The following is a 24,822-nucleotide window of genomic DNA, read 5'->3' as shown; positions in this document are numbered from 1 at the left end:
TCAGCGCTGCTGAAACCGAATGCCCAGCAACAGGCCCACCTGCCATTTTTGTGAGCAATTGCACACAATTTTTTGACAGATACTAAAACAAATTGCCGGGGAATCCTCAAACAGGAAATTTTGACACCAATTGGTGTCAAAAATTGCTTATTTCTGAAACAAATTGCCCAGAAACCCTTCTATACCGCCTTTACCGGTACGATCGCCCTTCAGCTTAGCAAGCTGCATCAGCAATTCCCGTTCCTCAGCCGTCACCTTAGTCGGAATGTCAATAGACACCGTAATCAAATGATCGCCCCGACTGACTGGATTTCCCAACCGAGGCACCCCTTTTTTCTCCAAAGTCAAAACAGTATTTGCCTGAGTTCCGCTAGGAATCAACAATTCCGTCGGCCCGTCTACGGTTTCCACTTCCAACCGGCACCCTAAAATTGCTTGCAAATAACTAATCTTAACTTCCGAGCTAACGTTAGTGCCGTCGCGTTTAAATAGCGGGTCTTCATTCACCGCCAAGAACACGTAAAGATCCCCGGGCGGGCCACCCAGTTTGCCGGCATCCCCTTCATTGGAAACGCGCAAGCGAGTACCGTTGTCAACCCCAGCCGGAATTGTGATTTTCAGCTTTTTCATCACTTCTTTCTGTCCCCGGCCGCCACAAGTTTCGCACTTATCCTCAATCACTTGCCCGGTGCCGTTGCAGGTGGGGCAAACAGAAACTTGAGTAAAGCTGCCGAAAGGAGTGCGGGTAGCGCGTCGGACTTGACCGCTGCCGGTACAAGTCGAGCAGGTTTGTGGTCTGGTTCCCGGTTTCGCGCCAGTCCCGGTGCAAGTTTCGCAGGTTTCTAGATGCTTGATGCGGAGTTCTTTTTCCCCACCAAACACTGCTTCCCGAAAATCTAGCCGCAAATCGAGGCGCAAATCGTCTCCCCGCACCGGCCCGCTGCGCCTGCGACCTTGCTGTTGTGGGCCACCAACGCCTCCCTGAAAGCCCTGAAAGAAGCTTTCAAAAATATCGGCAAAGCTGTCACCAAAGTCTTGGAACCCAGGTGCGCCTGCACCGCTGACGCCTGCTTCGCCGAACCGGTCGAAACGGGCGCGGGTTTCTGGTTCTGAGAGTACCTCGTAGGCGCGGTTAATTTCTTTAAACCGCTCCTCGGCACCGGATTCTTTGTTGACATCTGGATGGTACTTGCGAGCTAGGCGGCGGTAAGCACGCTTAATTTCTTCTTTGTCTGCGCTGCGAGAAACGCCTAATATTTCATAGTAATCACCGGCCATAGAGCTGCTTGCCTGGAGGTAAATAACAAAAAGTGTACGAAAAAGAAACACGAAAAAGAAACGGGCGACCTTTCCTGAAATTACAGATTAAAAATCAAAAATTCTTATTGTTAATTTTTAACTTTTAATTTTTAGCTTTTCAGTTTTAAAGGAAAGGATTCATATCATCAACTTCTGGTTCGGGAACCTTCTGTTTTTGTTTTGACTGTGGACTTGACTGTGGATTTGACTGTCGTTTTGACTGTCGCTCCGGCTTTGGTTCCGGCTTTGGTTCCGGCTTTGATTCGAGCTTTGGTTCCGGCTTTGGTTCCGGCTTTGGTTCCGGCTTTGGTTCCGGCGGAGCTTGGGGAGCCACCAGCAGCTCTTCTTTCAGCAAAATGCTGTCGTCGTCCGCTTTAACCTCTTCTGGTTCTGATGATTCTACTTCTGACATCATCTCGCTTTCAACAACAGCTCCTGACGGGGCTACCCCGCTGCGGGCTTGGTCGTAGACTGCTGTCCCCAGCGAGTATAGCAGTTGCTTGAAAGATTCGATTGCGGGGGTGAGTTCCTCGAGTGTGATATCGGGGTTAGTCATCGCTGCCCGCAAGGCTGCTGCGGCTGTTTCCGCTTCGGCCTTGAGCTCGTCACTCAGCAGTTGCGCGTTGGTTTTTAAAGTTACACCACAATTATAGACGAGGGAGTCAGCTTGATTTTTGAGTTCGACGAGTAGAGCACGCTTGATGTCCTCGTCGGCGTAAAGTTCGGCTTCTTGTCGCATCCGCTCGACTTCTGTTTCGCTCAATCCACCTGTATTGGAAATTTGGATGCTTTGTTCTTTTCCGGTTCCTTTGTCTTCAGCAGCCACTTTGAGAATTCCGTTGGCATCGATTTCAAAGGTAACTTCGATTTGAGGGACGCCACGAGGGGCTGGGGGAATGCCTTTGAGCAGGAACTTGCCGAGACTTTTATTGTCTTTAACCAATGCCCGCTCGCCTTGGAGCACGTGAATTTCTACCGAGGTTTGCCCGTCTGCCGCCGTGCTGTACATTTGCGATCGGCTGGTGGGAATAGTTGTATTTCGCTCGATTACTTTGGTGAACACCCCGCCCAAGGTTTCGAGCCCCAGGGAGAGCGGCGTCACATCGAGCAGCAGCAAGTCTTTGACTTCACCGCCCAAAACCCCGGCTTGAATTGCCGCGCCTACCGCTACAGCTTCGTCGGGATTGACCGATTTATCGGGAGAAACGCCCCCAAAATACTTGCTAATTGCCTTTTGAACTGCAGGAACCCGGGTTGATCCTCCCACTAAAATAATCCTGTCTATGTCTTTGGGGGTCAAACTTGCGTCTTTGAGGGCTTGAGTCACCGGATCGATCGTCGCTTGCACCAAATGAGCCACCAGTTTTTCAAACTGAGCTTTGGAGAGTTCCATTTCCAAATGCTTCGGCCCTTTCTCGTCAGAAGAGATGAAGGGTAGATTGATTGAGGTGGATTCCCGATTGGAGAGTTCGATTTTCGCTTTTTCCGCAGCTTCTCTGAGTCGCTGCAAGGCCATTTTGTCTTGTGAGAGGTCACTGCCTTCTTGAGTGCGGAAAGCTTCTACCAGCCACTGTACAATGCAGTCGTCAAAGTCATCTCCTCCGAGATGGTTGTTACCGGATGTAGCGTTGACTTCAAAAATTCCGTCTCCCAGTTGCAGGATCGAAACGTCGAAAGTACCGCCGCCTAGGTCAAAGACCAAGATTTTCTGTTCTATATTTTGCTTGTCTAGCCCGTAGGAAAGCGCTGCCGCTGTCGGTTCGTTGACTATCCGAAGGACTTCTAGGCCAGCGATCGTACCGGCGTCTTTAGTCGCTTGCCGTTGGGCGTCTGTGAAGTAGGCTGGCACTGTAATCACGGCTTGGGTAACAGGTTGTCCCAAATAAGCTTCAGCATCTTGCTTGAGCTTTTGGAGTACCATTGCCGAGATTTCTTGAGGAGTGTGAACCTTGTTCCGAATTTGGACGTTAACGGTATCGTCTTTGCCTTTTATGCAGGTATAGGGAGTCCGCGCTCGTTCTTCTTCCGTGTCGTCCCACCGCCGTCCGATAAATCGTTTGATACTGTAGACAGTATTTACAGCATTAGTTACAGCTTGCCGCTTGGCCAATTGACCTACTAAGCGATCACCCGCCTTGCCGAATCCTACTATACTCGGAGTTGTGCGACCGCCCTCGGAATTGGCGATCACGACGGGTTTACCGCCTTCTAACACAGCTACGCAACTGTTAGTTGTGCCTAAGTCAATTCCAATAATTTTTCCCATAGCGCCTCATAAAACTTTGTGGGATGTTGGAAACCTCCAACTACAGGTTGGGGGACGAAAAACGACTCAGCTTGTTCAAACAAGCATCACCCGACTAGATTTGTAGGAAATAAACTTGATGTCCTAAAGCAATATCAAAGACGGGTAAAAACATTTTTCAGAATTTTTGGAGAAAGCGCTGACCTGCTTTTAGTCATCTTTAATTAAGAAGTTGGTGAGTCTGCCACCTGGGAACCCCCGAATTCTATTCGGGGGTCAGTGACTTTGAGGAATGCAGTAGCTTGTATCCCGATTAACCTTCCGAACTATCGGGATTTTCATCTGAGGCTACCACAGATAGCCCAGCCGCTGCAACTTTCACTTTGGCGTGCCGCAAAACGCGATCGCCCAGAATGTAGCCGCGTTCTAGTTCTTGGATAATTGTTCCTTCCTCGTGTTCGTCAGTTGGCTCGCTCAGCAGAGCTTCGTGGAGGTTGGGGTCAAACTGTTCACCTTCGGGGCGCATCGGAGAAACCCCGATTTGCTTGAGGCTATCTACCATTTGCTTGTAAACGCTTTGGTAGCTTTTGTGAATGTTCATTTCGCCGTCGGTTTGCGGCTTGATGTGCGATCGAGCGCGCTCGAAATTGTCAATTACTGGCAACAGGGGTTTGATCGTCAGACACCTTGCCTGTAAATCTAGCTCTTCTTTTTCCTTTTGGGTACGCCTGCGGAAGTTATCAAAATCTGCTGCTAGGCGGAGATTTTGATTTTTCAGTTCTTCTAGTTGAGCGGAGGCGACTTGCAACTGAGTTTTTAAAGCCTCTTTTTCCTCGGTTACCTGGGCCAGTTCCTTCTTCCAAGGCTCCGCCGCGTCTGCAGTCGGACTGTTGGTTGAACTGCCGGTGACGGTAGGCCCCGATGCGTTTGCTGGGGTGCGATCGCCTTGAGCACTTTGATAAGCTCGAGCAAGTTCGAGCTCCCAATCCGCCGATTCGTTCGAGTTTCCTGATGCCGCCGAATTTTCGCTTGCCATTGGCGAACCTTCTGGGGTGGTTTCCCCAGTTGAGTTAGGATCTTGATCTTGCTGTTTTTCCTCGTCAATCATAAAAGCTGCGCGACAGAACCCTATCAATTCTAGCAGATACAGTTAACCCGGTAAATCTAGAGGACTCGAATTTACTTTGTATGGCACAATGTGAAAAGAGGAAATCTCGCCCGATCTGGAGACATTGCTCAAAGCTTTCCATAAAATATTCAAAGGCCCGTTTAGATATTTACGTATAATGTGGCAGCAATGGGGCAAACCCAAGGTTTGTTTGTTCCTCATTTTTCATTAACGCTATCGCCTTAACAACAATTTTTATAAGTATATTTTGCTGTTAAGTCTACTACCACATTTCCCACTTAGGAGGCTTGATGTTCCAAGGTTTACTTTAAACGATAGTGACTTAAAGTTATCATCGCTCAGGCTGTTTTAGTTGCAAGCTGACGCTGGCATTCTTTACCCTTTGCGGAGTTTCCAAAGTCGGGAGAAAGAGGAATTTGTATTGAGTGACTAAGTAGTTATCTGTGTGCTTTTGTAACTCAGATACTATGTTGTTACTCTTGATGCGAATTGGGGCTGTGTTTTTTCTGATTCAATACCGCCGAATTCGCTGGAAGTCTCGAATTTTTTCCAGCCAAATGAGAGAGATTAGTTGGTTTGGCTGCGATGCTCATCTGTAAATACGATTGATATCTAATGGTCTCTTTCCAACATTTCTGAACGGTCAAGCTTACGTCACAAAGGTTCGGACACCAGGGTAGAATCAAAGTAATATTTACTGACCCAAAACTAGAGTTGCTCAAAATTTGCCCTGGGGGCTCATGCAGCCGACGATCGGGCAGTAACAGGTCGCAGATAATTAATCAAAATATATTTCAAAAGGGCGATCGAGGCTTTCGTAAAAGCTATCATCACAGAACATAGCTCATCTTTAATTTAGTACAGCTAACCGCGCCACCACGGGCGCTGTAATTTGAGCAAACAATTTGGGAAAATAGAATTAGCCTGGGAAGGGGACACACCCCGCCCCGCTTTTCTCTCCCGGTACGGGGAACCCCCAAGTGATGTGCCCTGACGCTATAACGAGAGTATCCCGCCAGTTGATCAGGTAAGTAAGCAACTTAGCACTCAACGAACAAGATTTGATTGCAAGCACAGGCAAATCCTTCCAAGGTCTCGTCAATTGGTGGACGAAGCTTAGAGGGGGCTGCGAGCTTACACTTGAGAGATAGGGATTGAGCAACAACATGATAGCTGATCCATAAGCAAAGAATACGGGGGTTAAAACCCCGCGTTGGTTTTCCTCTCAGCACTCTTTGTGACTGAGTTTCCCACCTATTGAGTGTTTTTTATGACTAGCACATCCCCGGTTCGCTCCACATCCTTAGTTTCTGTGAGCCAATTTCCTCCGGCTCTCACCAAGATGATTCTGTCGGGTTACGTCAACGGCGAGCAAGTTAAGCAAGCTCAAATTGAAAGCCAGAAGTCGGGCAAGCGTTTGACGGAGGTATTAGAAGCACTTACCGGGCAGCCGTTACCCCCAGAATTGCTGCGACTTTACAAGAAGCAGCAGATGTTTGAACGGAAGATAGTCTACGGCGTTGAAGCATTTGACCCGGAGATGAGCGAAATGTCTAACGAGCAACTCGGAGTTATGCTCGATGCGTTGAAGATTTCGATCGACATTTGTCACCAAGGTCGGTTTTTACCCGTAGCGAAGACTGAAACTGAGCCGGCGGCGGTTTTAGTGGCAATGGTAGATCCCGACAACCTCAACGCCATAGAAGATTTGCGGCGGATTTTACAGCCTCACGGCTTGGCTTTGCAGCGACGGGTGATTACGCCAGACGACTATCAGGACATAACATCGGCCTATCAAGACGACCAAGTTAAGAGGGAAGCTAAAAAAGCTGAAATCGAAAAGCAGAGAAAGATGGATCTAGGGGAGGGAGATTTTGGCGAGCTCTCGCTAGAAGAGGATACTGCCGATCAAGAAGACCTCGCTAACACATTGGACGATGCTGAGGCGGCTCCCGTAATTAAGGCCGTCAATATCATTTTGGCTAAAGCTTTGTCGGAAAAGGTGTCTGACATCCACGTAGAACCTCAAGAAGAGTTCATGCGGATTCGGATGCGGAAAGACGGGGTGCTGCAAGAGTATTTCCGGTTTCCCAAGCAGGTAGTCGCCTCGATTACCGCTCGTTTCAAGATTATTTCCAACATGGATATTGCCGAACGCCGACAAGCGCAAGACGGCCGCATCCGCCGGGTGTTTGAGGGACGCACGGTGGATTTCCGGGTGAACTGCTTGCCTTCGCGGTACGGCGAAAAAATCGTGCTGCGGATTTTGGACAGTTCCAGCACTCAGTTGGGTTTGGGTTTGTTAATCTCCGACGAAGAAACTCTGGCTTTAGTGCGAGAGAGTGCTAGCCGTCCGTTCGGACTGATTTTGGTGACGGGGCCGACGGGTTCGGGCAAGTCAACTACTCTCTACTCGATTCTGGCGGAACGCAACGATCCGGGGGTTAATATCAGTACGGCGGAAGACCCGATCGAATATGCTTTGCCAGGAATTACGCAATGTCAAGTAATTCGGGAAAAAGACTTGACTTTTTCCAACATTCTGCGGGCATTTTTGCGGCAAGACCCTGACGTGATGCTGGTGGGGGAAACGCGGGACAGGGAAACAGCCAAAACTGCTCTGGAAGCGGCTTTGACGGGACACTTGGTGCTGACGACGCTGCACACGAACGACGCGGCTGGGGCAGTGGCGCGTTTGGCAGAAATGGGCGTAGAACCGTTCATGGTTTCGGCCGCTCTGTTGGGCGTGTTGGCTCAGCGTCTGATGCGGCGCGTTTGCGACAAATGCTGCATTCCTTACCAGCCTACTGCCACAGAACTCGGCAAGTACGGTCTGTCGGCTTCTCAAGAAATTGATCTAACTGTTTACAAAGCCAACACCGTACCGGTGGAGGAAAGGAAGGAACTGGCAGAACGCGAGCAACTTTGTCGGAAGTGCGGCGGCCTAGGTTACAAAGGACGGGTAGGGGTTTACGAGTACCTGAAAAATACTGAGCGGCTTCAAACTCTGATCACTCAAGGAGCTCCCACAGAGCAAATTAAGGAAGCAGCAGTAGAAGAAGGGATGAAAACGTTGTTGGCTTACAGCTTGCAGTTGGTGCGAGAAGGCGCGACTACTTTTGAAGAAGTCGAACGGGTGACGTTTACTGACTCGGGCCTGGAGGCGGAAATGAAAGCCAAACGGAAGCAGGGACTTACCTGCAAAACTTGTCAGGCGGAATTGAAGCCGGAGATGCTGGATTGTCCGTACTGCTTGACGCCACGCTTTGTGGATTGATTCAGCAGTTAACTGTTGACTGTTAACTGAGCTAGATTGGTCAATAACTATCAATTCGATCAAGGAGAGGTATCTATGGGTCTGATGATTGAAGACGTACTGGAGTCCCTGGTAGAGCAAGGGGGTTCGGACATACACATCCAAGCGGGCGCGCCTATATTCTTCCGAGTCAGCGGTAAACTAACTCCTCAGACGCAATACGGCGACATTCTGTCTGCTGAGGAAGTGCAGATCCTAATTTTCCAAATGCTCAACAATATGCAGCGCAAGCAGTTGGAAATGGAGTGGGAACTCGACTGCGCTTACGGGGTTCGGGGATTGGCTCGGTTCCGCGTCAATGTCTACCGGGAGCGGGGTGCTTGGGCTGCTTGTATGCGGGCTCTGGCTTCTAAGATTCCTAATGCAGATGCTTTAGGCGTGCCGCAGATTTTGCGGGATCTGACGGAAAGACCCAGGGGTATGCTGTTGGTGACGGGACAAACGGGTTCCGGGAAAACTACTACGATGGCGGCGTTGTTGGATCTGGTCAACCGGACGCGGGCGGAACACATTCTAACAGTTGAAGATCCGATCGAATATGTGTTTCCTAATATCAAGAGTTTGTTTCACCAGCGCCAAAAGGGCGAAGATACTAAGAGCTTTGCTAATGCGCTGAAAGCTGCTTTGCGCGAAGATCCTGATGTAATTCTCGTGGGGGAAATGCGGGACTTGGAAACGATCGGTCTGGCAATTTCGGCGGCTGAAACGGGTCACATGGTGATGGGAACGCTGCACACTAATTCGGCGGCTGCAACGATCGATCGGATTTTGGACGTGTTCCCGCCCATTCAACAACCCCAAGTTCGCGCCCAGGTGTCTAACTCTTTGGTGGGAATTTGCAGCCAAAATTTGGTAATCAAAGTTGGGGGCGGCCGCTGCTGCGCTATGGAAATCATGGTAAATACTCCAGCTATGGCTAACTTGATCCGGGAGGGCAAAACTCCCATGATTTACTCCCAAATCCAAATGGGGGCAAAATTGGGTATGAGGACGATGGAAATGGCCCTCGCTGAACTTTACAAGAGCGGTAAAGTCACTTGGGAATCGGCAATGGCCAAGGCTTCTAAGGCTGACGAACTCGAACGCTTGATTGGTCCAGCACCTGTTGGCGCCAAGGTAGGAGCTCATTAATTCAGTCGGCAGTCATTAGTCAGGAGTTAGCAGACTGAATTAATGACTGATGACTGATGAGTCATAAATTTTAATAAATTTTCAGAGGTGAGCTGTGGCTACCAACGTTATCCGCCAAAAACCGAAAGGTGGCTTTGATTTCAGTAAGATTCAGGAGCAAATTGAATATAACCTTACCAGCCTTACTGTTAAGGATATGGCTATTTTTGCTCGTCAGTTTGCGGCTATGTTTAATGCAGGGGTGGCGATCGTGAGATGCCTTTCCGTGCTGCACGAGCAGTGTTCTAATGCTAAGCTGAAGCGAGCGCTCAGGAGCATGAATGCTGACGTGCAGGAAGGGATAAACTTGGCGGAGGCGATGGCTAAGTTTCCTGATGTTTTTGACCAACTGTTTATCAGTATGGTGGCGGCGGGAGAAGTCGGGGGGGTGCTAGATGAAACTCTAGACCGTCTGGCGGTGATGATGGAAAAAAATCACAAGACGGAGGCTGAAATTAATTCGGCCATGTCTTATCCGAAGACTGTGTTCTTTATTGCGATCGTGATTTTTTTCGCAATGACCATATTCTTGCTACCAACTTTCGCTAAGATATTTAAGGATATTGGTGCAGATTTGCCGACTTTTACGCTGATAATGTTGGGAATTAGTGCATTTTGTACGGCTTGGCCTCCGATCCAACAGATAACAGTTATTGGGGTAATTATAGCGCTCAAAATTGCCTTCGATATGTACTACAAAACTCCAATAGGTCACCTACAAATTGATAGGATTGCGATGAAATTGCCTATTTTTGGCGATTTGATCGAAAAATCGGCTGTGGCTCGGTTTTGCGTAATATTTGGGTCGCTGACGCGATCGGGCGTGCCGATTCTCAATTCTTTGGAAATTGTGCGAGATGTGGCGGGGAATCAGGCGATATCTAATGCGATTGAATATGCGAGACAGGAAATTCAAAACGGTGGCATGATCAGTATTGCTTTGCAAGAACAAGCTGTTTTCCCGTCTTTGGCTATTCAAATGATGGCAATTGGCGAGGAAACTGGGGAACTTGACAAGATGCTGATGAAAGTTGGCGCTTTCTACGAAACGGAAGTGGAAGAAGCAGTAAAAGGACTTACCAGTATGCTAGAACCTCTGATGATTGTTGTCGTCGGTGGTATCGTAGGTTCGATTTTGCTGTCGATGTATCTGCCGATGTTCGCAGTGTTCCAGAAGTTGTAAAAAAGGGCGAATTAGTTATTAGTTATTAGTTAGTAGCAATTAACGTAACGCATAACCAATCACTACTTCAATCGTCCCCAGGCTCTTCTTTGGCAGACTTTTGGAGGAGGCACATCCTCGATTAAAAGGAGAAAACAATTTGGAGGCTCTGCCTCCAAATCTTCCTTACCAGGGTCTTCCCATTGGTGAAAAATTACGAAAATGCCACAAAAGTCAAGTAGGATAGGCAGACAGATTTAACTGCTGCCTAATCCTGGCTTTAGGCTCCAGGGTAAACGCATCTTAATTGGAACCCAAAATATGCTACAGTTAAATCAGAGTAAATTTCAATGTAGTTATTGTAGTTAATGGGTGCTATCAATGGCAAAAGGTTTTACTCTAACTTTAAATCACCAACAAAACAAACAGATTCATTGACTTCGGTGAATATATTAAATGCCAGTTTTTTAGAAAAATTTTCCAATTTGAAGGCTCCCAGAAGATAAAAAATAAAAAAATATTCAGAGATATTACAGGGGAATCGCATCTTAATTAAGGTATAATGGTGAGGGAAATTTTTCAAACATTTGACAGCATCATTCAAGCGCAGCTCGTAAACTAAGGAATGAAAATTGAGTGTGATGCTGATAGCCAGCTAAGCACGCTCGCTGGGGTTCCACCTAGTTAATTTATCTCCATCAGGTGTTCTTGCCTAGGGCTTGTTTTCAAACTATAACCACAACAGAATGCAGGCGATCGTAATCATGGCTGTATAATTGGCAGGCAGCTTCTCATATCGAATAGCACTCCGACTCCATTGCTTGAGTTGGTTGAGAGTACGTTCAACTATGTTCCGTTGCCGCTAGATTTCACGGCAGCCTTTTTCCATCTGCCTCAGTGAGGGATACCTGCCGGAAGTCCATTCCCAGTTTAACTGCTTGTTGGTCGCCGATACCGTCTCCACCGCAGCCCTGCCAGAGGCAGGTGCATTTTCGGTCATTTGTCAAGTACGATTTATACCAAATTAGATGCGATTACCCTACACTCATAACCAATAAATATGGTTCACTTTAACGTTGCCTTTCAACACTTTAACTCCTTTACCGATATTACCCTATCCCTGGCGAAAACTTTACACGAATTGGGAATTCCTATTTCTGTCGAACCTTCAACAATAGCCTCTCATCTCAGCCGCAATTCGACAGCGGAAGAAAACGACCTGCTAGAGAAGTGGATGAACACCACACCCTCAGATTTATTTCATATCAAATGGTCTCATTACTGGAAACCTTATTTTTTAAAAGAACTCAACGGACATCTCAACTTAGAACTTTTTGCGATTAATTACGAATTCGCCAAAAACACTGATGATTATGATTACTGGATTTACGATGCTGTTAACACTTCATCTCACAAACTAGCCGTCAGCCAGTATTCTAAGAACGTTTTAATAAAAGCTGGATGTCCGGCAGCCAACGTATCAGTCATGCCTCTAGGTTTCAATCCTTTAATCTCGCAACTCTATTTGCCCAGACCGCAAAAAACCCAAAAAGATGTAAAGTATATTCTGCACATGACCAATTCTTTTGATTTGTATAGATTTGGCACGGATCTGGCAATTCAAGCTTTTTGTCAAGAGTTTAAAGATGATTCTAACGTAGAGTTAATTATCAAAGATGGTGGCAAAAATCCTGATGTTATAGTTGAACACCTCGTAAATATCGAAAAACAATTCGGCAAGTTCAAGTCAAAAGTTCAGGTAAAGCCTAAATTTTGTACTAAAGCAGAACTAGCTGATTTATACTTGTCAGCCGATGCTTTTTTAGCTCCGTTTCGCGGCGAGGGTTTTGCGATTAAAATTTTGGATGCCTTTGCAGCAGGTTTGCCCGTTGCTATGACTATGTACGGCGGCCCGACTGAGTACGCCAATGCTGATAACTGCTATCCCATTGCTTACGATCTAATTCCCGTGGGAAAGTGTTACGATACTGAGTATCTAAAAATCAGAAATGCTCCTCATTGGGCCGAGCCAAATCTTCAGTCTGTTCGCGAACAGTTGCGAAAAATTGTTGAAGACCCGATGCGTTTTCAGGTAGCTCACAAAGCTAAAGAGACGGCGGATTTATTTAATTGGGAAGCTGCTGCTCAAAAATTGCTAAGATTAATGCGAAAGTTGTTTTAGGAGCAGAAATTATGGGACTCGAACGCAAAATGTTTAGGGGAATGTTTTCACCCGGGGAGGTGGTGCGGTTGAAACAGCCTTGTTTTACTCCCGGGCGATTGTTTGAGCCAGGAAAATATAACGCTGATGAGTTGCCGGATATCGCTTTTGATATGGGTTTGGTAGACCATTTGCCACAAGTCAAAGGCAACAGTTCAGAAAATCTCACTGTTCAGAACCCGCCAGCTAAAAACCTTGAGGACTAAAATCCCGTTTGCAGTAAGGAGTTCCGTCCTAAAAATCCCCGTTTGTAGTAAGGACTTTAGTGCTGAAAATTAAAATAAATAATCAAAGACTCAAGTCCTGACTGCAAAAAAGATAAAGCCAATTTAACCATTTTGCTCTATCTGGGCAATTAACTCTTTCAAAACTTGACTAGCTTTATCGTTCTCAATCTGACAAGTTCCGGCATTCTGGTGTCCACCACCGCCATATCTTAACATTAACTCCCCAATATTAGTTTTAGAAGTTTTGTTAAAGATTGACTTGCCAACTGCGAAAACAGTATTTTGTTGTTTCAGTCCCCAAAGTACGTGAATCGATATATTGCATTCGGGGAACAAAGCATAAATTACAAAACGATTTCCCGCATAAATCACCTCTTCGTTACGCAAATCCAAAACAACTAAATTATTATAAACTTTGGCGCATCGCTGTATTTGCTCTTTAAATTTTTCTTCTTGCTCGAAGTAGAGGTCTACTCTTTCTTTTACATCAGGAAGCTGCAAGATTTCGTCGATGGTATGATTTTTGCAGTAATCGATTAACTGCATCATTAACTGATAATTGGAAACCGTAAAATCTTTAAACCTTCCCAAGCCGGTTCGGGCGTCCATTATGAAGTTTAACAGCACCCATTCTTGCGGATGCAGAACCTCTTCTTGGGAAAATTGAGCGGAATCTGATTTGTCAACTGCCGCCATCATCGACTCAGAAATATCAGGAAACTTTGATTGGCCTCCATAATATTTGTACAGTACCCTAGCAGCAGAAGCTGCATAGGGGTCGATGATGTGGTTAATTTTGATTTTCTCGTGTCTAAGAGTTTCGCTGAAATGGTGATCGAAAGCTAAATGAACTCCCTCAACATAGGGTAAATTGGTGCTAATATCGTTATTTGTTATTTCGATTTTCCCATCCTGCATATCTTTAGGATGCACGAATTTAATCTCGTCGATCATATCGAGTTCTTTGAGCAAAACGGCACAGACTAGACCGTCAAAATCGCTGCGGGTGACTAATCTGTATTTTTTAGTGAGTGGCATATGCTTCTGTGATAGGGAGGAACTGATCACCAGCTAATATAACGTATTACCCGATCGCTTTCCAATATGAACGCAGACCCTTACGCTTGGATAGAGAAGGCCCTGGACACAGTTCGCCGTGCCGATTGGTATCGATCGCCACAATCGATCGAAAGTTCCCCTGGGCCGATGGTAAAATTAGCAGGCCGTCGGCTGATTAACTTTGCCAGCAACGATTATCTGGGACTTGCTGCCGATGACAGGTTAATTCAAGCTGCTATGGCTGCAACTAAGGAATTTGGTACGGGTGCGACGGGTTCGAGGTTGGTCAGCGGACACCGCGATTTGCACCGACAGCTAGAACAAGCTATTGCTAATTTAAAACAAACTGAAGATGCTTTAGTATTCAGTTCGGGATATTTGGCGAATCTAGGGGCGATCGCATCCGTTGTCGGCAAGCGCGATTTGATATTATCTGACAAGTACAACCATTCGAGCCTGAAAAACGGAGCCACACTCAGCGGTGCAACTGCCCTAGAGTACAGTCACTGCAATCTTGAGGATTTAACGGTCAAGTTAGAGCAAAATCGCGCGAGATACCGCAAGTGTTTAATTATTACCGATAGCGTCTTTAGCATGGATGGGGACTTGTGTCCGCTGCCACAGTTGTTGGCTGTGGCCGAAACCTTTAACTGCATGGTATTAGTAGATGAAGCTCACGCTACAGGAGTTTTCGGTGCTAGCGGTGCCGGTTGTGCAGAACATTTCGGGTGTACGGGAACACCGCTGATTCAAGTGGGGACACTCAGCAAAGCTTTGGGAAGTTTAGGTGGTTACGTTGCGGGCTCTGCTGCTTTAATTGATTTTCTGCGTAATCGAGCTGCGAGTTGGATTTATACTACAGCATTGACACCTGCTGATGCGGCGGCTGCTTTGGAAGCTGTGAGGATTGTACAGCAAGAACCAGAACGCCGAGTTCGGTTGCGAGAAAATATCGAAACTTTCAAATATTGCGCGATTACCAATCACCAATTACCAATTAGCAATTCCCTCTCCCCCATTTTCAGTCTTCCGTTAAAAGATGCAGCCTCCGCTTTAATAGTCGGCAGCAAACTCAAGGAGATGGGTATTTTTGCTCCGGCGATTCGGCCTCCGACTGTAAGCGTGAGTCGAATTCGGATTTCGCTGATGGCAACTCACGAGCTCGCACACCTTCAGCAGTTGGTAGAGGCGCTGAAGCAAGTTTTGAGTTTGGAGTAAATGTTGGGTACGTACCGCGCACCGCTTGACTAAATGTAAATGTTGGGCATCGGGCATCGGGCATCGGGCATCGGGCATCAGCCTAATGACTACTGACTAATGACTTCTGATTGTCAAGATATCGCTATTGACTTATGACCAATCTTATACAGGAGTTTTGTCGATCGGTCAACAACTGTAAATTTTTTGTAAATTTAGATACTTTTTGGAATTTAGCGCTATATTAGAGAAGTAGCAGGTACACCAAATTTAATATAAGGAACGTCCACCATGAACACAAATCGTCAAAACGTAAAAAAAGTAGCAGAAACCCACCGCGCTAACATTCACAAGCAACTGATGCACCGCATAGAAGTAGCCAGATCCAGTGGTAATCAAGATTTGGTTCGGGTGCTTGAAGAGGAAATGAGACAGCTTTAAAGAAGCTGCAACTAGAATTTGCCGTAGTTTGGTTTAGAGGGTTGTGCGAGAAATGCAGAATTCCGGCAACCGCTACCTGTGAAGTTTTGACTCCTCTCTTAGTTGGTAGGAAAAACCCCGGTTTATTCAAGAAACCGGGGTTTTTTATTGAGAAGGAAGAAGAAAGAAGGAAGACTCATGCACGCAAAAACTCTATCTGTAGGGTGCGTATCGGGGCACAGAAACTCTACCAATAGCGGATTGAACCATTTTTTGCGTAAGTTATGAAGTCAGAACGAAGAGGGAAGAAGGAAGAACAGGACTTACGCTGCATTCGTTGTATTTTTAACACTATCTATAGTAGTAAATTGCGCCGAGGCGCACCCTACTAATAACTATAGGACTTACGAAACTGGCACATGGTGAGGCGTGTTCACGCCCTCACCCATCACCTAAAGCAGTCCTGGGTACTGACAAATGGACAGTCGCGACTAACAACCAAACTCAATCCAGCACGAATAACGTACACTCATGTGTGTGCTATTCCTTGGAAAATTGAGCAATTTCCTAGGGAAATCAAGCAACTAACGGGAGAGAATATTGCCAGTGCCGTCAAGCTAGAATTCCCAGAAATCATATTGCTTGCCATGAAGTTGCGTGGGGTAGGCGCTCAAAAGTTTAGCCGATAAAACTCGTCAAACAATATATCAAATTAAACACGGCTGCTATCAAATTATTTAAGTGAGCAACTAAAACTTGCCAAGGTTCCGATATTTATTGTCTAATATTTTGGTGCTGGTACACAAAGGTGTGACTGTTGCTTAAATCCTGCCCAATTTCTCTGTAATGCCTGAAGTCCCTAAATACCGAACGGGTTAGGCGAAGCCATCAACGGCATGGCTAAAAGAACGCCAAATTAGCAAAAGTCACAAGTTAGAAATAAAAGGTAATAAGATAATATTGAAGATGGATTGAGATAGCTCGTCATGGTTCACTGGGAAAGGCAGCTTGGCCAAAATTTAAGACTAGGAACAATTATTAACAGAAAAAAGTTTAGATATATAACGCTGAACATGGGGTAGCGACTGCAATATCCAAAAAATATATAGGTAAAATTGATGGCGACAGACATCCGACACCAGCAGGAAAACGGCTACCACTCAGAACCAACTCAGCCTTACCCAAGAGACAATCTCAATAGGCGATCGCCCATGCGCCTCCAGAGAAGCCTGAGTTCTATTGAAACCTGGGGCTTTGGCCTGAGCGGTCATATCGCATGGGTAACAATTGCACCACCAATGTACGCCGCTCTGGGCCCAAATGCAATTTTCGTCTGGCTGCCCGCGGTGCTGTTGGGGGTAATGCTGAACCTGCAAGTGAAACGCTTAGGGGAACATTGGCCAGAGATGTCAGGGGGAACACCCAACTATATCACCAGGCTACTGAGGAACTATCCCTCTCTGGGTCGCTATGCGGCGTTCGCTTACTTCCTGAGTTGGGTAGTATATCCATCAGTGAATGCGATCGTCATCACAGACCTCATCCAAGCTAACCTGGAACCCTTGGGCATTCCGTGTCCCAGAACAATTCTCATAGTTGGATTCACGCTGATCGCTTATATTGTGGCATTTAGCGGCACTCGCGCCCTAGGAATACTGCACGCATTTTTCGTGTTCCCAGCAATTGGATTTCTACTGGTGTTTGGCATTCAAGGGATGGGATGGTTAGCTTTATCTCCAGAGAGTCCCGGACTTTTCCCCAGCAGTTGGCCAAGCTTAACCTTTGTGGACTGGGCTAAGTGGTCCTGCTTCGCCATCTACGCTACTTGCGCCTGCGAAACCGCTTCTTCTTTTGTCGCCGACAGCCGTCGTCCGAGTGAAACTTTGCGGTTTCTAAACTTAGCTGCAGCGCTAATTGTGCCCATATTTCTAGCCAACTCTTGGGTACTAATGCGCTTAGCCACCGCTGAAGGACTGGGGGAAGACTCGTTTAAGAATTTATCAGCAGCAGCCGTCCCATTTTGGGGCCCGTCAGCTTCCTTAATCGTGACACTGTTGCTGGCTTCAAGCTGTTTTCTAGCTTGCGCCACTGCGGTTTCTAACTCTCCCCGAATTTTGTACCAACTCGCTCTAGATGGATATGTTGCACCCGTTTTTGCGATCGTTTCCCGACGAGGAGTTCTGCAACCAGGCTTGATATTTTGCGTTTTAATTAATTTGATCGGTTTACTTTGGATAGATATAACTCGGCTATTGGTGATTGGTTGTGTTGCCTTCATCGTAATGTTGATGTCACTCTATCTTGGACTCTGGTTGCGGCGAGGATCTCCAGAAGTGCGATGGCCTTGGTGGGCATTAGGCTTCTTGATTTTTGATGGTGTGGTGTTGCTGGTTGGAGGCTTAGCTTGGAGTCGGGAAGATGTGGTGATTGGGTTGCTGTTTCCTGTGGTTATTTTCGTAGTGGATGCGGCTATCCGTCGCATTCCCTTTGCACCGTTTCATCCAGAATGGTGGATTCAGCGTTATCGGCAAGATCGCAAGAGCTTGATACCAGATTTTGTGGCGTTTCAGGTTGTAGTCGCCATTTTACTGATTTGTAGCGCCGTTACGATCGGCTGGTTGTTTGGTATTCCCTTAGAGGCTAACTCAAGTCTTGCCTCTAATCTTTTGGTAGTGCTAGTCTTGAGTATCACCTTTGTTGGGGTAGCCGTTGCCTGTTGGACGAGCATATCCCAGGTTGTCTTAATGGACGAGGCACGAGAGGGAGCAGAACAGCTTTTTACCATAGCCCTAGATGCTATTGTAGTGCTGGATGAAAAAGGTGTAATTCGTCAGACTAATCCTGCTGCTGAAAGCATCTTCGGAATAGATATTACCAGGCTAATTGGGTCTTACCTGAACAAATTACTACCCGGATTAGCGGCTCAGCCAGAGCATTGGCTCAGTCGCAGCGAACAAACCCTCAACTTACCAGATGGAAACTCGCGCATCCTCGAAGTTGCCATCTCAAACCGATTCTCTCAACAAGCTTCTCTTTCCAATCAGGATCTCCAAGAATATGTGGCGATCGTGCGCGATATCACCGATCGCAAGCAAGCCCAAGAAGCACTGCAAAAAGCTAATGAGGAACTAGAAATCAAAGTCGAGGAGCGTACATCTGAACTCACCCATACGGTGCAGCAATTGCAGAATGAGATTGAAGAGCGCCAGCGGATAGAAGCAAATCTCAGAGCGATGCAAAATCAGATTGTTGTCCAAGAAAAACTAGCTTCTCTGGGCAGTTTAACAGCCGGGATTGCCCACGAAATCAGAAACCCCTTAAACTTTGTCAACAATTTCTCCGAACTTTCTGCTGAATTAACAGAAGAACTGTTTGAAAAAATTGAAAATCAAGCAGAACGTTTAGATCCTGAAACCAGTGAGGATATTGCCGAGCTATTAACCGACCTCACAGCTAATCTTAAAAAAATTAATCAACACGGTCAAAGAGCAGACAAAATCGTTGGCAATATGCTTTTGCATTCGAGGGGACAAAGCGGTCAGTGGGAAGCTACAGATATAAATAGTTTATTGGCCGAATATATCAATTTAGCCTATCACGGGATGCGAGCCAAGGAACCTGCTTTTAACATTACCATAGAAACCGACTATGACAATGACATTGGCGAAGTAGAGGTCGTGCCACAAGACATCGGCAGGGTTTTTCTTAACATTATTAGCAATGCTTGTTATGCAGCCTATAAAAAGAAACAAGAAATCGGAGAATTATTTTCACCGCTGCTTGACGTGAGAACTCGAAATATTGGTTCGGCGATTGAAATCCGCATTCGCGATAATGGCTCAGGTATAAAACCAGAGGTACTCGATAAAATTTTCAATCCCTTTTTTACTACAAAGCCACCAGCGGAAGGTACTGGTCTAGGTCTTTCTATTAGTCAAGATGTTATCGTCCAGCAACATCGAGGAGAACTAAAAGTCGAAACAGAAGTAGGAAATTACACAGAGTTTATAATCATATTGCCCAAAAAAAGTAGCCGAAATTAAGGAGTCAACAAAATGAAAGTAATGGTTGTAGACGACGAGGAAGATATTCAGTCACTGTTCAAGCAAAAATTTAGGAAAGAAATCAAAGCAGGGCAAATTCAATTTCATTTTTGCCTATCTGCAGAGGCAGCTTTGAACTACTTAGAAAACCAGGACAAGGCATCTATTGTCTTGATTTTATCCGATATTAATATGCCCGGAATGAATGGGCTAGAACTGCTCAGGATTCTTAAAGAAAAGTTTCCTGACCTAAAAGTTTTTATGATTACCGCTTATGGAGATGAGAGAAATTACCAAACCGCGATAGCTTATGGAGCGGATGACTATATTACTAAGCCTGTTAATTTTGATACACTCAAAAACAAAATAATCAATTTGAAATAAACTCACAAGGAAACCTATTGGGTAATTGCTAATTGCTAATTAAAAGCAGTTCCTCACTTGAGTGAAAATTTCTAGATTGCATTTTCCTTCTGCCCTTCTAGATCGGTAGATTCTTATATTTTTTCGTTCATAAAAATTAATATGTCAGCAAAAATACTATTTGTGGATGATGAAACAGATTTAGAATCTCTGCTTTCCCAGAAATTTAGAAAAAAAATCCGCGCGGAAGAATGGCAACTTTTTTTTGCCCATAATGGCGTACAAGCACTGGAAAAATTGAAAGAATGCCCCGATATAGATATAGTAGTGACCGATCTTAATATGCCGGAAATGGATGGCATGACTTTACTCTCTAAACTTAATCAGATAAACCTCCCTTTCAAAACAATAGTTATATCCGCCTATGGCGACATGAAAAATATAAGAAATGCGATGAACTTCGGTGCTTTTGACTTTCTAATCAAGCCGATAGATTTTCATGATCTAGAAATTACCCTCAACAAAACGCTGCGCGAGGTGCAACAGTTAAAAGAAAACCAGCATTTGCGGCAATCAGAAGCTTTGGCTAGAGAACAAGCTCAGCATTTACATTATAGTCTGCAAGACCTAAAAAAGACCCAAGCTCAACTAATTCAGACCGCAAAAATGTCTTCTTTGGGTCAAGTGGTGGCGGGGATTGCCCATGAAATCAATAACCCCGTCAACTTTATCTATGGCAATATCAGCCACGTCAGTGATTATATCCAAGACCTACTCCACCTGCTCCAGCTCTATCAGCAGCAGTACACTCCTCCCACTTCGGAGATTCAAACTGAAATCGAAGCCATAGATTTGGAATTTCTGATAGCAGATTTACCCCACATTATGGCTTCGATGAAAGGGGGTGTTGACCGCATTCAGAAGATTGTTTTGTCTTTGCGTAACTTCTCAAGGTTGGATGAAGCTCACATAAAGCCTGTTGACATTCACCAGGGGATAAAAAGCAGCCTGATGATTTTGCAGAATCGACTTCACACAAGGGCAGCGCGTCCAGACATTCAAGTGATAGAGGAGTACAGCGCTCTGCCTTTAGTCGAATGCTATGCTGCCGAACTAAACCAGGTGTTTATCAACATCCTTTCTAATGCGATTGATGCTTTGAAGGAATACAACAAACAACGGTCACTAGAGGACATCCGCGGTTGCCCGCTCGCCATTACTATTCGCACTTTTCTGCTAGAGGAAAACTCCCGTGTCGTCATTCAAATTCTGGACAATGGGCCGGGAATGACCGCCGACGTGAAAGACCGTATTTTTGAACCCTTTTTTACTACTAAACCTGTAGGTGAGGGTACTGGTTTGGGTCTCTATATCAGCTACCAAATTGTACTGGAGAAGCATGGGGGCGCATTGAAGTGTTTTTCAGAGGTGGGGCAGGGAGCGGAGTTCTGGATTGAAATTCCAATCAGACAAACTAGGGGGGCACTCGACCTTAGCTAATCAATCGACTTCTACCAAACTCAGAGCCTATTTCAGCCATCCGGTTTGCCATTGTAGAAATCAGCCTTTTCATTACTCCTGAAATAATTTATAATATAAATAAAAGTATATCAAAATTGCTCATCGGATAAATTAATCACTCCCAGGAGTTCAAAAAATGTCGCCTACCACCGAAAGGGCTGGCAATATGCCCGCTAAAATATTATTTGTGGATGACGAGCCAGATTTAGAATGTTTAATTTCCCAGAAATTTAGAACCAAGATCCGCACAGGAGAATACCAAGTTTTTTTTGCACATAATGGCGTAGAAGCGCTTTCAAAGTTGCTAGAACAGCCGGATATAGATATTGTACTGACAGACATTAATATGCCAGTCATGGATGGTATGGCTTTGCTCGCGAAACTTAACGAGCTAGTTACTCTGGTTCAAACAGTAGTTATATCTGCCTATGGCGACTTGGGAAATATCAGAAAGGCGATGAACGGTGGGGCCTTTGATTTTTTGACAAAGCCTATAGATTTTCAGGATTTAGAAATTACAATTAACAAAACATTGTCCCATGTGCAACAACTAAAGGAAAACGAGCGCTCCCGCCAAGAAAGGGAGGAGAAATTGCGGCAATCGGAAGCGCGAGAGCGAGAAAAAGCCATCCAACTAGAACTGGCACTGCAAAATTTACAGCGCACCCAATCTCAGCTTATTCAGACTGAGAAAATGTCTAGCTTAGGACAACTAATTTCCGGTATTGCCCACGAAATTAATAATCCCGTTAACTTCATCTATGGCAACTTAAATTATGTCAATGATTACACTCATCAGCTATTGAGTTTAATCACGCTTTACCAGGATCACGATGCCCATAAATACCCTGAGATCGACGCTTTAATTGAGAAAATCGAGCTGGAATTTATCAAAGAGGATATGCCTAAAATGCTGTCTTCGATGAAATTGGGGGCAGAACGTATCCGTCAGATTGTGCTGACGTTGCGGAACTTCTCGCGCCTAGACGAAGCTGAGATGAAACCCGTTAATATTCACGAGGGAATCGACAGCTCTCTAGTAATTTTGCATAGTCAGCTCAAGGCTAAGCCGAATTCTTCGGCTATTCAAGTTATTCAAGAATACGGAGATTTGCCACAAATAGAATGTTATGCCTGTCAGTTGAATCAGGTATTTATGAACTTCCTGAGCAATGCCATTTATGCCTTGAATCACTATGACAAAAAAAGCAGCCCGGAGCAAGTTAAAAACGAGCCTAGGACGATTACAATTGGTACTTCTATGCTCAATAGCGAGTGGGTAAGAATCAGTTTTAAAGATAATGGGCCGGGGATGACTGGCGATGTAATAAATCGACTGTTTAATCCTTTCTTCACAACTAAACCAGTGGGTGATGGCACTGGCTTGGGATTATCGATCAGCTATCAGATTGTGGTGGAGAAGCACGGCGGAAATTTGAAGTGTTTTTCGCAGCCAGATGAAGGTGCAGAATTTGTGATTGAGATTCCGATTAGGCAACGCGCTCGGTTACAGATGAAAGCGAGTTAAGGGAAATTAAACAAAAAATTAGGGTAAAGCCTTGTAGAATCTATATCGCGATCGCACTTCCCCAATTTCTCTGTAATTTCTGAAGTCTCCAAACACCGAACGACCTCAGTGAAGCCCTCAATAATAGATTTTCAGTGGTTTGTCAACTTGTCAGTATCCCGCACTGGTTAAGGTGAGGCGTGAGGGCGCGAGGACGCCTTCACCATGTGCCAGTTGCGTAAGTTTTGAACTAATTTAATGACTAATGACTAATGATTATCTTCCTCCGACGACGACATTTTTAATCCGCAGATGGGGGCCGCCGACACTTACGGGCAAACCGCTTTGGCCGCCTTTACCGCAACCGCCGTAAGCATAAACCGAGTCGTTTCCTATCGACTCAATATCCTTTAAAGTCTGAAATACATTGCCGCTTAAAGTGACATCGCTCACGGGTTCGGCTAATTTGCCGTCGCGAATCATAAACCCTTGAGCCGCCGCAAAGGTAAACATTTCGCCGTTGGTTTGTCCTCCCAACATCCGCACTGCATACACTCCTTCGTCAATGTCAGCAACCATTTCGTCAAAAGAATGTTCTCCAGACTCGATCGCAGTATTAGTCATCCGCACCAAAGGCATAAAAGTAGCACTAAGAGCCCGGGCATTTCCCGTCGGACTTTCGCCCATTTTGCCCGCTGTTTCGCGATTGTGCATCCGAGCCGCTAAAACTCCATTTTTAATTAAATGCTTGCACTGAGCCGGCACGCCTTCGTCGTCATATTTCAAAGTTCCCGGCAATCCCGGCACAGTTGCATCGTCAATTACATTCAATTGTTCGATCGCCACAGGCTTACCCAAAGTCAGTAATTCCTGCATTTTCGGGTTTTCGTAAATGCCGTCTGCTTCCGACAAATGCCCGAAAGCTTCGTGAATAAAAACCCCCGACAAATAAGGGTCTAAAATCACCGGATACTGACCGCCTTTTACCGATTTTGCCTCTAGTTGGCCCACTGCTCGAACGGCAGCACTCTTAACACGATCTTCAATATTTGTCAAGACATCGTAATCCGATCGCGAGTGAATCGACTCAAACCCTTGGCGGACGACACCGCCCTCCCCACGGGCGATCGCTCCGAAACGCCCGGTCACGTCCAAGCGCTCTTGAGCGATGCAAGTACCTTGAGAATTCACAAAATAAGTAATCCCAAATCTGTCGCTGTAACCTGCCATTGTCGTCTGAATTCGCGGGTCATAATCTAACAGCAACTGGTTGTAAGATTCGAGCAATTTCCGCTTTTCGGCTAGAGTAATAGAGCGCGGATCGCGACCCAATTCCACCGCTACATAATCTTGAATAGGGGTGACATCTGCTAGTAGAGTTTTTTCGCTGCCAACCAAACGAGACTGCACTACAGCTTCTTCAATGCGGTCTTTTAATTCATCTAAACCGTTAAAAGTTACAAAACTCCAGCCACCTTTGTGACAGGCGCGGATGCCACCGGCGAGACTAAAACTGCGGTTGACAGCATCTAACTGAGGGCCGCGAAAACTAATCGCAGTTGACTCGCTTTGTTCGAGGCGAACTTCTAGATAATCTACGCGATCGCGGTAAGGTGCGATCGCTTCCATCAACTGTTCTTGCATCAAATTGCCCCTATGAATGATTAGCCGTAGCGCTGAAAAAAATTATTGCTAACCTTATTTTAGCTAATAACTCCCGTCTTTCGGGTGCGCGTTCCCGCACCGAGTAGGGTGCTGGCGCGGCGCACCCTACTCGGTAAATCCCGAGTCAGTCGATTTGAGATTTAAAACTTGATCCACAGAACTGATCATTAGAAGCTTGCCGATCGCCCGCGTTCGGCGGGTATCCTAGAACCCACAAAACTCGCGCCCGCTTGCGAAAAGCCCGGTATTCCGAAAATTTTGGATTTGCCTAGAGAAAT

At 45.8% G+C, this 24,822-nt stretch carries 18 protein-coding genes; 12 read left to right on the top strand and 6 right to left on the bottom strand.

Annotation, left to right across the window (positions count from 1 at the left end; all coding sequences use genetic code 11):
* Window positions 1-147: 147 nt before the first annotated feature.
* From dnaJ to grpE, 3 genes are all read right to left on the bottom strand, one after another.
* Window positions 148-1,278 (bottom strand): molecular chaperone DnaJ, encoded by a 1,131-nt coding sequence (gene dnaJ, locus QUA36_RS09355; RefSeq protein ID WP_333159363.1) that lies wholly within the window; start codon window positions 1,276-1,278, stop codon window positions 148-150.
* A gap of 145 nt (window positions 1,279-1,423) precedes the next feature.
* On the bottom strand, window positions 1,424-3,565 hold the full coding sequence (gene dnaK / locus QUA36_RS09350) for a molecular chaperone DnaK (RefSeq protein WP_333457011.1): 2,142 nt from the start codon (window positions 3,563-3,565) through the stop codon (window positions 1,424-1,426).
* 292 nt (window positions 3,566-3,857) lie between these two features.
* The gene (gene grpE / locus QUA36_RS09345) at window positions 3,858-4,652 is read right to left on the bottom strand and encodes a nucleotide exchange factor GrpE (RefSeq protein ID WP_333451060.1); all 795 of its coding nucleotides are present in this window, start codon (window positions 4,650-4,652) and stop codon (window positions 3,858-3,860) included.
* Between the two features lie 1,291 nt (window positions 4,653-5,943).
* On the opposite strand from grpE, the gene QUA36_RS09340 reads away from it, so the two are divergent.
* The 3 genes from QUA36_RS09340 to QUA36_RS09330 all read left to right on the top strand — a co-directional run bounded on the left by QUA36_RS09340 (window position 5,944) and on the right by QUA36_RS09330 (window position 10,342).
* On the top strand, window positions 5,944-7,950 hold the full coding sequence (locus QUA36_RS09340; protein WP_333159357.1) for a GspE/PulE family protein: 2,007 nt from the start codon (window positions 5,944-5,946) through the stop codon (window positions 7,948-7,950).
* A gap of 75 nt (window positions 7,951-8,025) precedes the next feature.
* The gene (locus QUA36_RS09335) at window positions 8,026-9,120 is read left to right on the top strand and encodes a type IV pilus twitching motility protein PilT (RefSeq protein ID WP_190660384.1); all 1,095 of its coding nucleotides are present in this window, start codon (window positions 8,026-8,028) and stop codon (window positions 9,118-9,120) included.
* 94 nt (window positions 9,121-9,214) lie between these two features.
* Window positions 9,215-10,342: a type II secretion system F family protein gene (locus tag QUA36_RS09330; protein WP_333457009.1), complete on the top strand. Its 1,128-nt coding sequence runs from the start codon at window positions 9,215-9,217 to the stop codon at window positions 10,340-10,342.
* Window positions 10,343-11,051: 709 nt separating this feature from the next.
* Here QUA36_RS09330 and QUA36_RS31320 read toward each other — a convergent pair.
* The gene (locus tag QUA36_RS31320; RefSeq protein ID WP_445251274.1) at window positions 11,052-11,171 is read right to left on the bottom strand and encodes a hypothetical protein; all 120 of its coding nucleotides are present in this window, start codon (window positions 11,169-11,171) and stop codon (window positions 11,052-11,054) included.
* 210 nt (window positions 11,172-11,381) lie between these two features.
* Between QUA36_RS31320 and QUA36_RS09325 the strand changes: the two genes are divergently transcribed.
* Entirely contained in the window at window positions 11,382-12,503 is a 1,122-nt protein-coding gene (locus tag QUA36_RS09325; protein ID WP_333457007.1) for a glycosyltransferase family 4 protein, read from the top strand.
* 11 nt (window positions 12,504-12,514) lie between these two features.
* Window positions 12,515-12,748: a hypothetical protein gene (locus tag QUA36_RS09320; protein ID WP_333457005.1), complete on the top strand. Its 234-nt coding sequence runs from the start codon at window positions 12,515-12,517 to the stop codon at window positions 12,746-12,748.
* A 123-nt stretch (window positions 12,749-12,871) separates the two neighbouring features.
* Here the strand turns inward: QUA36_RS09320 and QUA36_RS09315 are convergent, their stop codons facing one another.
* Window positions 12,872-13,807 (bottom strand): exopolyphosphatase, encoded by a 936-nt coding sequence (locus QUA36_RS09315; RefSeq protein ID WP_333159348.1) that lies wholly within the window; start codon window positions 13,805-13,807, stop codon window positions 12,872-12,874.
* Window positions 13,808-13,873: 66 nt separating this feature from the next.
* Between QUA36_RS09315 and bioF the strand changes: the two genes are divergently transcribed.
* The 7 genes from bioF (at window position 13,874) to QUA36_RS09280 (ending at window position 22,900) form a co-directional block, all read left to right on the top strand.
* On the top strand, window positions 13,874-15,046 hold the full coding sequence (bioF, locus tag QUA36_RS09310) for an 8-amino-7-oxononanoate synthase (RefSeq protein WP_333457003.1): 1,173 nt from the start codon (window positions 13,874-13,876) through the stop codon (window positions 15,044-15,046).
* Between the two features lie 270 nt (window positions 15,047-15,316).
* Complete coding sequence (gene pirA / locus QUA36_RS09305) at window positions 15,317-15,466, top strand: arginine synthesis PII-interacting regulator PirA (RefSeq protein WP_172185012.1); 150 nt, start codon at window positions 15,317-15,319, stop codon at window positions 15,464-15,466.
* 398 nt (window positions 15,467-15,864) lie between these two features.
* Entirely contained in the window at window positions 15,865-16,134 is a 270-nt protein-coding gene (locus QUA36_RS31315) for a hypothetical protein (protein ID WP_445251284.1), read from the top strand.
* A 429-nt stretch (window positions 16,135-16,563) separates the two neighbouring features.
* Window positions 16,564-19,488: an ATP-binding protein gene (locus QUA36_RS09295; RefSeq protein ID WP_333457001.1), complete on the top strand. Its 2,925-nt coding sequence runs from the start codon at window positions 16,564-16,566 to the stop codon at window positions 19,486-19,488.
* A 12-nt stretch (window positions 19,489-19,500) separates the two neighbouring features.
* The gene (locus QUA36_RS09290) at window positions 19,501-19,872 is read left to right on the top strand and encodes a response regulator (RefSeq protein WP_333456999.1); all 372 of its coding nucleotides are present in this window, start codon (window positions 19,501-19,503) and stop codon (window positions 19,870-19,872) included.
* Window positions 19,873-20,013: 141 nt separating this feature from the next.
* Window positions 20,014-21,351, top strand: a complete 1,338-nt coding sequence (locus tag QUA36_RS09285) for an ATP-binding protein (protein ID WP_333456997.1) — start codon at window positions 20,014-20,016, stop codon at window positions 21,349-21,351.
* A gap of 157 nt (window positions 21,352-21,508) precedes the next feature.
* Complete coding sequence (locus QUA36_RS09280) at window positions 21,509-22,900, top strand: ATP-binding protein (RefSeq protein ID WP_333456996.1); 1,392 nt, start codon at window positions 21,509-21,511, stop codon at window positions 22,898-22,900.
* Between the two features lie 255 nt (window positions 22,901-23,155).
* Here the strand turns inward: QUA36_RS09280 and QUA36_RS09275 are convergent, their stop codons facing one another.
* Window positions 23,156-24,523 (bottom strand): TldD/PmbA family protein, encoded by a 1,368-nt coding sequence (locus QUA36_RS09275; RefSeq protein WP_333106075.1) that lies wholly within the window; start codon window positions 24,521-24,523, stop codon window positions 23,156-23,158.
* Window positions 24,524-24,822 lie beyond the last annotated feature (299 nt).

Source organism: Microcoleus sp. Pol10D4 (assembly GCF_036701555.1).
Lineage (GTDB): Bacteria > Cyanobacteriota > Cyanobacteriia > Cyanobacteriales > Microcoleaceae > Microcoleus.
Note: the sequence above shows the minus strand (reverse complement) of the source record. Positions and strands in the feature narration are given on the sequence as shown.

Excerpts from the sequence above, each read along its gene's own strand:
- QUA36_RS09295 (WP_333457001.1), top strand. The coding sequence starts at position 16,564 with ATGGCGACAGACATCCGACACCAGCAGGAAAACGGCTACCACTCAGAA.
- QUA36_RS09320 (WP_333457005.1), top strand. The coding sequence starts at position 12,515 with ATGGGACTCGAACGCAAAATGTTTAGGGGAATGTTTTCACCCGGGGAG.
- dnaJ (WP_333159363.1), bottom strand. The coding sequence starts at position 1,278 with ATGGCCGGTGATTACTATGAAATATTAGGCGTTTCTCGCAGCGCAGAC.
- bioF (WP_333457003.1), top strand. The coding sequence starts at position 13,874 with ATGAACGCAGACCCTTACGCTTGGATAGAGAAGGCCCTGGACACAGTT.
- dnaK (WP_333457011.1), bottom strand. The coding sequence starts at position 3,565 with ATGGGAAAAATTATTGGAATTGACTTAGGCACAACTAACAGTTGCGTA.
- QUA36_RS09340 (WP_333159357.1), top strand. The coding sequence starts at position 5,944 with ATGACTAGCACATCCCCGGTTCGCTCCACATCCTTAGTTTCTGTGAGC.
- QUA36_RS09285 (WP_333456997.1), top strand. The coding sequence starts at position 20,014 with ATGTCAGCAAAAATACTATTTGTGGATGATGAAACAGATTTAGAATCT.
- grpE (WP_333451060.1), bottom strand. The coding sequence starts at position 4,652 with ATGATTGACGAGGAAAAACAGCAAGATCAAGATCCTAACTCAACTGGG.
- QUA36_RS09325 (WP_333457007.1), top strand. The coding sequence starts at position 11,382 with ATGGTTCACTTTAACGTTGCCTTTCAACACTTTAACTCCTTTACCGAT.
- pirA (WP_172185012.1), top strand. The coding sequence starts at position 15,317 with ATGAACACAAATCGTCAAAACGTAAAAAAAGTAGCAGAAACCCACCGC.
- QUA36_RS09290 (WP_333456999.1), top strand. The coding sequence starts at position 19,501 with ATGAAAGTAATGGTTGTAGACGACGAGGAAGATATTCAGTCACTGTTC.
- QUA36_RS09280 (WP_333456996.1), top strand. The coding sequence starts at position 21,509 with ATGTCGCCTACCACCGAAAGGGCTGGCAATATGCCCGCTAAAATATTA.
- QUA36_RS09335 (WP_190660384.1), top strand. The coding sequence starts at position 8,026 with ATGGGTCTGATGATTGAAGACGTACTGGAGTCCCTGGTAGAGCAAGGG.
- QUA36_RS09275 (WP_333106075.1), bottom strand. The coding sequence starts at position 24,523 with ATGCAAGAACAGTTGATGGAAGCGATCGCACCTTACCGCGATCGCGTA.
- QUA36_RS09315 (WP_333159348.1), bottom strand. The coding sequence starts at position 13,807 with ATGCCACTCACTAAAAAATACAGATTAGTCACCCGCAGCGATTTTGAC.
- QUA36_RS31315 (WP_445251284.1), top strand. The coding sequence starts at position 15,865 with ATGGTGAGGCGTGTTCACGCCCTCACCCATCACCTAAAGCAGTCCTGG.